This window comes from Sphaerotilus sp. (genome assembly GCF_041083715.1).
GTDB lineage: Bacteria > Pseudomonadota > Gammaproteobacteria > Burkholderiales > Burkholderiaceae_C > Sphaerotilus.
Map to the genome: position 1 here is coordinate 1 of NZ_JBFPGY010000245.1, position 8,143 is coordinate 8,143.

Genomic DNA, 8,143 nt, shown 5'->3' on the forward strand with positions numbered 1-8,143 from the left:
GCCAGGATCTGCGTGAAGCCGACGTAGAAGAACAGCCCTTCCATCAGGCACGCGAACACGATCAGCGACTTCAGCAGCGTCTGGTCGGTCTCGGGCGTGCCGGTCTTGAAGTGCGGGTCCATGATCGCCTCGATGAAGGGGATCAGGAACTCGTCCTTGTCGCGGATCGACTGGACTTCGTTGTAGGCGTTGAAGATCTCGCTCTCGTCCAGGCCGAGCGACTCGACGATGTACTGGTAGGCGTGGGTGTGGATCGCTTCCTCGAAGGCCTGGCGCAGCAGGAACTGGCGGCACTCGGGCGCCGTGATGTGGCGGTAGGTGCCCAGCACGATGTTGTTGGCGGCCAGCGAGTCGGCGGTGGTGAAGAAGCCGAGGTTGCGCTTGACGATGCGGCGCTCGTCCTCGGTCAGACCGTTCGGATCCTTCCAGAGCGCGATGTCGCGGCTCATGTTCACTTCCTGCGGCATCCAGTGGTTGGCGCAGGTGGCGAGGTACTTGTCCCAGGCCCACTTGTACTTGAACGGCACAAGCTGGTTGACGTCGGTCTTGGCATTGATGATGCGCTTGTCGGCAGCGTTGACGCGACGCTCGCTGGCGCCGTGCACGGCCGTCGAAGCTGCATCCGAACCGGCAGCAACGCCGTTCGGTTCAGTGAAATTCGAGGGGGTGGGCGTGGAACGCGGGGTGTCTTCCCAGACCAGCATGTCTGACTTCCTAGTGGGGGTGAATTATCGGAATGTTGTGTCCAAACACCAAGCAATTCTTGGGGGTTTCAGGCCCCGAAGCGCTGGTGTCCGGACAGTTTCATTCCGTGGTCATGGACGGGATGGGATCACTGACAGGCTTCGCAGCCCGGATCGTCGATCGCGCAGAACTTGACGTCCGTGGCCGGCGTCGCGTCCGCAGCGGCGGCCATCAGCGCCTGGGCGGCTGCGGCGGCCTTGTCGAGCGAGGACGCGGCGTTCATGCCCCCCGTGCTGCCCGCGCTGACCGCGTTGTGCGAGCCGGCACCGACGGTCGACTTCTCGGCGCTGGTGGCGCTGGTCGTGCGGAGGTAGTAGGTCGTCTTCAGGCCGCGCAGCCAGGCCAGCTTGTAGGTCTCGTCGAGCTTCTTGCCCGAGGCACCGGCCATGTAGATGTTCAGCGACTGCGCCTGATCGATCCACTTCTGACGACGGGCGCCCGCTTCCACCAGCCAGCGCGGCTCGACCTCGAACGCGGTCGCGTACAGGCGCTTCAAGTCCTCGGGCACACGGTCGATGCGGCGCAGCGAGCCGTCGAAGTGCTTGAGGTCCATCACCATGATGTCGTCCCACAGGCCGAGCTTCTTCAGGTCGCGCACGAGGTACTCGTTGACGATGGTGAACTCGCCAGACAGGTTGGACTTGACCGAGAGGTTGCCGAAGCTCGGCTCGATCGAGGCGTCCACACCAATGATGTTGGAGATGGTCGCTGTCGGCGCGATGGCCACGCAGTTCGAGTTGCGCATGCCGACCTCGCCGATGCGGGCACGCAGCGCGTCCCAGTCCAGCGTGGACGACGTGTCGACCTCGACATAGCCGCCGCGCTGCTCGAACAGCAGCTTGAGCGAGTCCAGGGGCAGGATGCCGCGGTCCCACAGCGAGCCAGCGTAGCTCTGGTAGCGGCCACGCTCGGCGGCCAGGTCGGTCGAGGCCCAGTAGGCGTGGTAGCAGATCGCCTCCATCGAACGGTCTGCGAACTCCACCGCTTCCTGCGACGCATACGGCACGCGCAGCTGGTACAGCGCATCCTGGAAGCCCATCAGCCCCAGACCGACCGGACGGTGGCGCAGGTTCGAGTCACGCGCCTTCTTGACCGCGTAGTAGTTGATGTCGATGACGTTGTCGAGCATGCGCATCGCCGTCGAGATCGTCTTCTTCAGCTTGGCGCTGTCGAGCACGCGGGTGCCGTTCGGGCCATCCGTCAGGTGGTGCGCCAGGTTGACCGAACCGAGGTTGCAGACGGCGATCTCGCTGGCGTTGGTGTTCAGCGTGATCTCGGTGCACAGGTTCGACGAATGCACCACGCCGACGTGCTGCTGCGGCGAACGCACGTTGCAGGCGTCCTTGAACGTGATCCACGGGTGGCCGGTCTCGAACAGCATCGAGAGCATCTTGCGCCACAGGTCCACCGCCCGGAGGCGCTTGAACAGCTTGATCTCGCCGCGCCGGGCCATGCCTTCGTAGCGGGTGTACGCCTGCTCGAAGGCAATGCCGAACAGGTCGTGCAGGTCCGGGCAGGTCGACGGCGAGAACAGCGTCCAGTCGCCGCCCTCCATCACGCGGCGCATGAACAAGTCGGGAATCCAGTTCGCCGTGTTCATGTCGTGGGTGCGGCGGCGGTCGTCGCCGGTGTTCTTGCGCAGCTCCAGGAACTCCTCGATGTCGAGGTGCCAGGACTCCAGGTAGGCGCAGACCGCGCCCTTGCGCTTGCCGCCCTGGTTCACCGCGACGGCGGTGTCGTTCACCACCTTCAGGAATGGCACCACCCCCTGCGACTCGCCATTCGTGCCCTTGATGTGGCTGCCCAGCGCCCGCACCGAGGTCCAGTCGTTGCCCAGACCGCCCGCGAACTTCGACAGCAGCGCGTTGTCCTTGATCGACTCGTAGATGCCGTCGAGGTCGTCGGGCACCGTCGTCAGGTAGCAGCTCGACAGCTGCGAGCGGCGCGTGCCGGCGTTGAACAGCGTCGGCGTGCTCGACATGAAGTCGAAGGTGGACAGCACTTCGTAGAACTCGATCGCGCGGGCTTCGCGGTCGATCTCGCCCAGCGACAGGCCCATCGCCACGCGCATGAAAAACGCCTGCGGCAGCTCGATGCGCTGCTTGCGGATGTGCAGGAAATAGCGGTCGTAGAGCGTCTGCAGGCCGAGGTAGTCGAAGTTCATGTCGCGCTCGGGCTTGAGCGCAGCGCCCAGGCGCACGAGGTCGAACTGCGCCATGCGCTCGTCGAGCAGTTCGGCGTCGATGCCCTTGCGGATGAACTGCGGGAAGTACTCGACGTAGCGCTGGCCCATCTCGTGCTGCAGCACGTCGTCGCCGAGCACTTCGCGGCGGATCGTGTGCATCAGCAGGCGGGCGGTGACGCGGGTGTAGCCGGGGTCCTTCTCGATCAGCGTGCGCGCGGCCAGGATGGCGGCCTTGTAGACCTCGTCCACCGGCACGCCGTCGTACAGGTTGCGGCGCGTCTCGGCCAGCACCGGCGCGGCCGTCACCTCGTCGCCCAGACCGGCGCAGGATGCCTCGATCAGTGCCTGCAGCCCGCCCTGGTTCAGCGGCACGCGCTGGCCGTGGTCCTGCACCTGCAGATCGGTCGGGGCCTGCGCGGGGGCGCGGCCCTGGCTCAGGCGCTCCTGCGAGCGGCGTTCACGGTAGAGCACATAGGCACGCGCCACGTCGTGGTGGCTGCCGCGCATCAGGCCGAGTTCGACCTGATCCTGCACATCCTCGATGTGGAAGGTGCCGCCGCTCGGACGCGAGCGCAGCAATGCGCGCACCACCGACTCCGTCAGCGTGTCCACCGCCTCGCGCACGCTGGCCGAGGCTGCGCCATGGGCACCACGCACCGCCAGGAAGGCCTTCATCAGCGCAACCGCGATCTTGTGCGGCTCGAAGGCGACCACGGCGCCATTGCGGCGGATGATCTGGTAGCCAGCGTAGGCGGAAGCCGTGCTGGCGCCCATGGCGGGCACCGACGATCCGGGCTGGGAATACGGGTTGCTGGAGATGGCGGTTTGCATGGGGCGGGCGCTCCTTCTTGTCTTGCCTTGTCGTGACGGCACAAAGAAAAAGGCACCGTCTCAAAGAAGGCGCCTTCGGCTTTGTTTCTTGGATCCAAGAATAGCACCACACTACCGGTAGTGTGATCAGAAAATTTTCAACACTACCGCTAGTGTCCCATTGACAAATCACGGATTGACCAAGATTTTCATTCCATGCTGCGACGCAGCAGCCGTGCCAGCCGCAGCCAGTCGAATCCGGGGCCGGGATCCCCCTTGCGGCCAGGTGCCACATGTTCGTGACCGACCACTTCCACGACAGGCCACACGGACGCGGCGTCACGCAGCAGGCGGGCCGTGGCGCGGTACTGCGCGGCATCGAATCGCTGCCCTTCGAGCCCCTCCAGTTCGACCCCCAGCGAATAGTCGTTGCAGTTCGGCACCCCCCGCCAAGCGGAGGCGCCTGCGTGCCAGGCCCGGTCCCGGATGCTGACGAACTGCACGATCTCGCCCCCGCGACGCACCAGGAAATGTGCCGAAACCGCCACGCCGGCCAGTCCCGCGAAATAGGGGTGGCCGGACGGATCGAGCTGGTTGGTGAAGAAACGCTCGATCGCGTCGCCGCCATAGACCCCCGGCGGCAGGCTGATGGAATGGATCACCGCCAGCCGCACCCGCTGCTCCGGCGGACGCAGGCCGAAGTTCGGACTCGGCACCCAGCGCGCACGCCGGTACCAGCCACCGAGCCACACCCCGCGCCGCGCCGCATGGCGACGCCGCCACCGCAGACCGCCGCTCATGGCGCCAGGTCGCCGAGCGTGTCGGCGTCCTCGACCGTGAGGGCATCGCCGGCCACCTGGATGCCCAGCCGCGCCATGCGGTAGCGCATCTGGCGCAGCGTCAGGCCCATGGCCGCGCCGGCCGCGGTGCGGTTGTAGCGGTGGTGTTCCAGCGCCCGCACCAGCACCTCGCGCTCGACATCGTCGAGGTAGGCCACCAGATCGACCGGCAAGGTCTCCACAGGAGCGACCACGGCCCCGGCCGCAGTCGGACCGACGGCGACCGGCTCGGCGATGGCCGGTGGCGCGGCCACGGCCAGCCCCAGGTCGGCCACATCGATCAGGCCACCCGACGACAGCGCCACCGCCCGGTGCAGCAGGTTCTCCAGCTCGCGCACGTTGCCCGGAAACTGGTGCAGCGCCAGCGCCTGCAGCGCAGCTCCCGTCAGGCGCGGCACCTCCGCCAGGGCCGATTCGCCCGCCACGCGCGCCAGCACCGCTTCGCAGAGCACCGGCAGATCGTCGAGCCGCTCGCGCAGCGGCGGCACGCGGATCTGGATCACGTTGAGCCGGTAATACAGGTCCTGCCGGAAGCGCCCCGCCGCCACCTCGCACGCCAGATCCTTGTGCGTCGCGCTGACGATGCGCACGTCCAGCGGCACCTCCGCCACCGCGCCCACCGGCCGCACCGCACGCTCCTGGATCACGCGCAGCAGCTTGCTCTGCATCGCCAGCGGCAGGTCGCCGATCTCGTCGAGGAACAGCGTGCCGCCACTGGCCGCCTGGAAGAAGCCCTCGCGGTCCTCGTTCGCGCCGGTGAACGCGCCCTTGCGGTAACCGAAGAACTCCGCCTCCAGCAACTGCTCGGGAATCGCGCCGCAGTTGACCGCGATGCACGGCCCGCCCGCCCGCTGGCTGACCTGGTGGATGGCGCGCGCCACGAGTTCCTTGCCGGTGCCCGATTCGCCGTGGACCAGCACCGGCGCCATGCTGCGCGCGACCTTGTCGATCAGCACCCGCACCTGCTGCATCACCGGCGTGCGTCCGCCCATGCGCTGCAGTGCATCGGCCACCACCGGCGCCGCAGCGGGTCGGGTGACCCGGCTGGCCCCGCGCACCGCCGGTGCCGCCGCCACCGCCGGACCACGCCCGAGCGCCGCAGCCACCACGCTGCGGAACTGCCGCAGATCGACCGGCTTGGTCAGGTAGTCATAGGCGCCGGACTTGAGCGCCTGGACCGCGTTCTCGGCCGAGCCGTAGGCGGTGATGACGATGGTCCTCTCGGGCCGGCCGGCCTGCTCCAGCCGGCGCAGCAGGTCCAGCCCGGTGCCGTCGGGCAGACGCATGTCGGTGACGATGGCGCTGTAGCGGGCGGCGCTCAGCAGGGTCCAGGCCTCGTCCACCGTGCCGGCGGTGTCGATGTCGTAGCCCTCGCGCAGCAGCGCCAGCTCGTACAGCGTGCGCAGATCGGGTTCGTCGTCGACGACCAGCAGCCGGGGCGTCACGGGAAAGTTCATGGGGAGACCTCGGGCGGCTGAAAGGCGACGCGCGGCATCGCCACCAGGAACACATTGCGGTGGCGGGCGCCAGGCCCGCGGGGACGGAAATCGATCGAGGCACCGTAGCGTGCGCACAGTTCGCGGCAGATGTAGAGCCCCAGCCCGGTGCCCCGGCTGCGGGTCGAGAAGAAGGGCTCGAACAGGTGCGGCTCCACGTCGGGCGCGATCACCGCGCCGTCGCTGGCCACCGACAGCTCGATGCGCCCTTGCGCCCGGGCCGCCACGCGCGCCCACACGGCCTGCGGCTGGCGGCTGCCGTGGCGCAGCGCGTTGTCGAGCAGGTTGACCAGCACGCGGCGCAGATGCTCCGGGTCGAAGCGCACCGGCAGCGGCTCGTCGCCCGTGTCGACGAACAGCGCGCTGCTGTCATCGCCCGGCAGTCCGGCCGTGCGGGCCCAATCGGCGCACAGCCGTGCCACCTCGGTGCCCAGCTCGATCACCGGCGCATCGCTCGATCCGCCCGGGGACACCTCGGCCACGTCGTCGACGATGCGCTGCAGGCGCTCGACGTTGTCGGCCACCATCTGGCTCAGGCGCTGCTGGCCGGGGTCGGTGAGGTCTTCGGCGAGCAGGGCATTGGCCTGGGCGATGGCCGCCAGCGGATTGCGGATCTCGTGGGCGATGCCAGCCGAGACCCGCCCCATCGCCGCGAGCTTTTCCTGCCGCGCACGCAGACGCAGCGTGCGCACGTCCTCCAGGAACAGCACGCACAGCGCCTCGCCCGAGCGCGCCCCGTGCCGCCGCGTGAAACGCATGCGGACCCGCAGCGGGCGCTCCTCGGGCGGCGCATCGCCGCCCGCCGGGCCGAGGCGCAGGCTGAGTTCCTGCCCACCTTCCGGCCAGACACCGCGCGCGTAGCCACGGACCAGCGCATCGCGCAGCGGCTGCCACGCCGGCAGATCGTGCAGGTCGAAGGGCATGAAGCGCCGCGCCACCGGCGCGCCGATGAACTGCAGCGCCGCCGGGTTGGCCGCCTGCACGCGCCCGTCGCGGTCGGCGACCATGACGCCGTCCTGCATCTCCTCGATCATCAGCCGGTTCAGGCGCGCCTGCTGGCGGGCCAGCTCCAGCGTGCTGCGGGCGGCCACCTCCTGCCGGGCCAGGCGGTCCGACAACTGGCCGGCCAGCATCGCGATGGTCAAGACACCGCCACCGGCGATGCCCGCCTGCATCAGCGCCGCGGCCATCTCGACATCGGTCAGCGCCCCCCACCACGCAGCCGCCAGCAGCAGCAGCACCACGCCGGACGCCACGCCATACGCATGGCGCCGCGTCATCAGCGTGGCGGCCATCAGCACCGGCAGCATGTACAGCGCCGCCGCATTCACCGCAGGTCCGACCGTGAACAGCAGCAGCGTGAACGCCAGCAGATCCACGCCGATGGTCGCCAGCGCCCAGCGGCTGCGCAGGTGGCCGGACGCGGCCATGTAGCCCGCAGGCGGCACCGGCCAGGCCAGCATCGCCAGCGCCGCCAGCACCTGCGCCCCGCACACCAGCAGCGCGGCCCAGACCGGCCTGCCGCCCAGATAGACGACCACCAGCCCCTGGATCCCCAGCAGCAGCAGCCCGAGCAGCGCCCGGGCAATCGTGAAGGCGCGGAAGATGCGCTGGAAGGACGCGGGGGGCTCGATGCGCCGCCGCCGTGGCGGCGGCACACCCTCGTCCGACGGGGGGGCGGGTGCGCGGTGCGCCGGACCGTCCTGCGCGGCAGGGGCCGGGGTGGCACCGGACGGAACGGTGTCCCCGCGGGCCAGGTCGATCGACTGCGTGCGCTCCATGCCGAAGCCGAGCGTGGCGAACCAGGTTTCCTCGTGCACCGGCTCGGAGCGGGCGAATCCGCTGTCCTCGTCAGCCCGGCCCGGTGTCGATCCGGTCGTGCGCATCGGGCTCCTCAGCGCCGTCCGAACGGGGCACGCGGTCCGGCGCGCCGGTGCGCGGCGGAGCAGTAGGACTGGCCGTCGTGCCGCTCGCTGTCGGCCGAGGTCAGGTGCATGCCGCAGTGGGCACACCGCGCCAGCGTCTGCAGCGCACGCGTGGCGTCGCCGGGTGCCGCACCACCGCGAGGG

At 69.1% G+C, this 8,143-nt stretch carries 5 protein-coding genes; all 5 read right to left on the minus strand.

Annotated elements, in window-relative coordinates:
• The coding region (locus AB3X43_RS10800) for a ribonucleotide-diphosphate reductase subunit beta (protein WP_369429850.1) at positions 1 to 704 on the minus strand (704 nt) is incomplete at its 3' end.
• 128 nt (positions 705 to 832) lie between these two features.
• Positions 833 to 3,703, minus strand: coding sequence for a ribonucleoside-diphosphate reductase subunit alpha (locus tag AB3X43_RS10805; RefSeq protein WP_473965110.1), 2,871 nt, complete (start codon positions 3,701 to 3,703; stop codon positions 833 to 835).
• Between the two features lie 245 nt (positions 3,704 to 3,948).
• On the minus strand, positions 3,949 to 4,539 hold the full coding sequence (ampD, locus tag AB3X43_RS10810; RefSeq protein WP_369429852.1) for a 1,6-anhydro-N-acetylmuramyl-L-alanine amidase AmpD: 591 nt from the start codon (positions 4,537 to 4,539) through the stop codon (positions 3,949 to 3,951).
• Complete coding sequence (locus AB3X43_RS10815) at positions 4,536 to 6,035, minus strand: sigma-54-dependent transcriptional regulator (protein ID WP_369429853.1); 1,500 nt, start codon at positions 6,033 to 6,035, stop codon at positions 4,536 to 4,538. Before AB3X43_RS10815 ends, ampD begins: the two co-directional genes overlap by 4 nt.
• Positions 6,032 to 7,960: a sensor histidine kinase gene (locus AB3X43_RS10820; RefSeq protein ID WP_369429854.1), complete on the minus strand. Its 1,929-nt coding sequence runs from the start codon at positions 7,958 to 7,960 to the stop codon at positions 6,032 to 6,034. The genes AB3X43_RS10815 and AB3X43_RS10820 overlap by 4 nt, the downstream gene beginning before the upstream one ends.
• Between the last annotated feature and the right edge of the window lie 183 nt (positions 7,961 to 8,143).

Bases quoted from the DNA above. Each gene is read 5' to 3' on its own strand.
- AB3X43_RS10805 (WP_473965110.1), bottom strand. From the start codon at position 3,703: ATGGGCGCCAGCACGGCTTCCGCCTACGCTGGCTACCAGATCATCCGC.
- ampD (WP_369429852.1), bottom strand. From the start codon at position 4,539: ATGAGCGGCGGTCTGCGGTGGCGGCGTCGCCATGCGGCGCGGCGCGGG.
- AB3X43_RS10815 (WP_369429853.1), bottom strand. From the start codon at position 6,035: ATGAACTTTCCCGTGACGCCCCGGCTGCTGGTCGTCGACGACGAACCC.
- AB3X43_RS10820 (WP_369429854.1), bottom strand. From the start codon at position 7,960: ATGCGCACGACCGGATCGACACCGGGCCGGGCTGACGAGGACAGCGGA.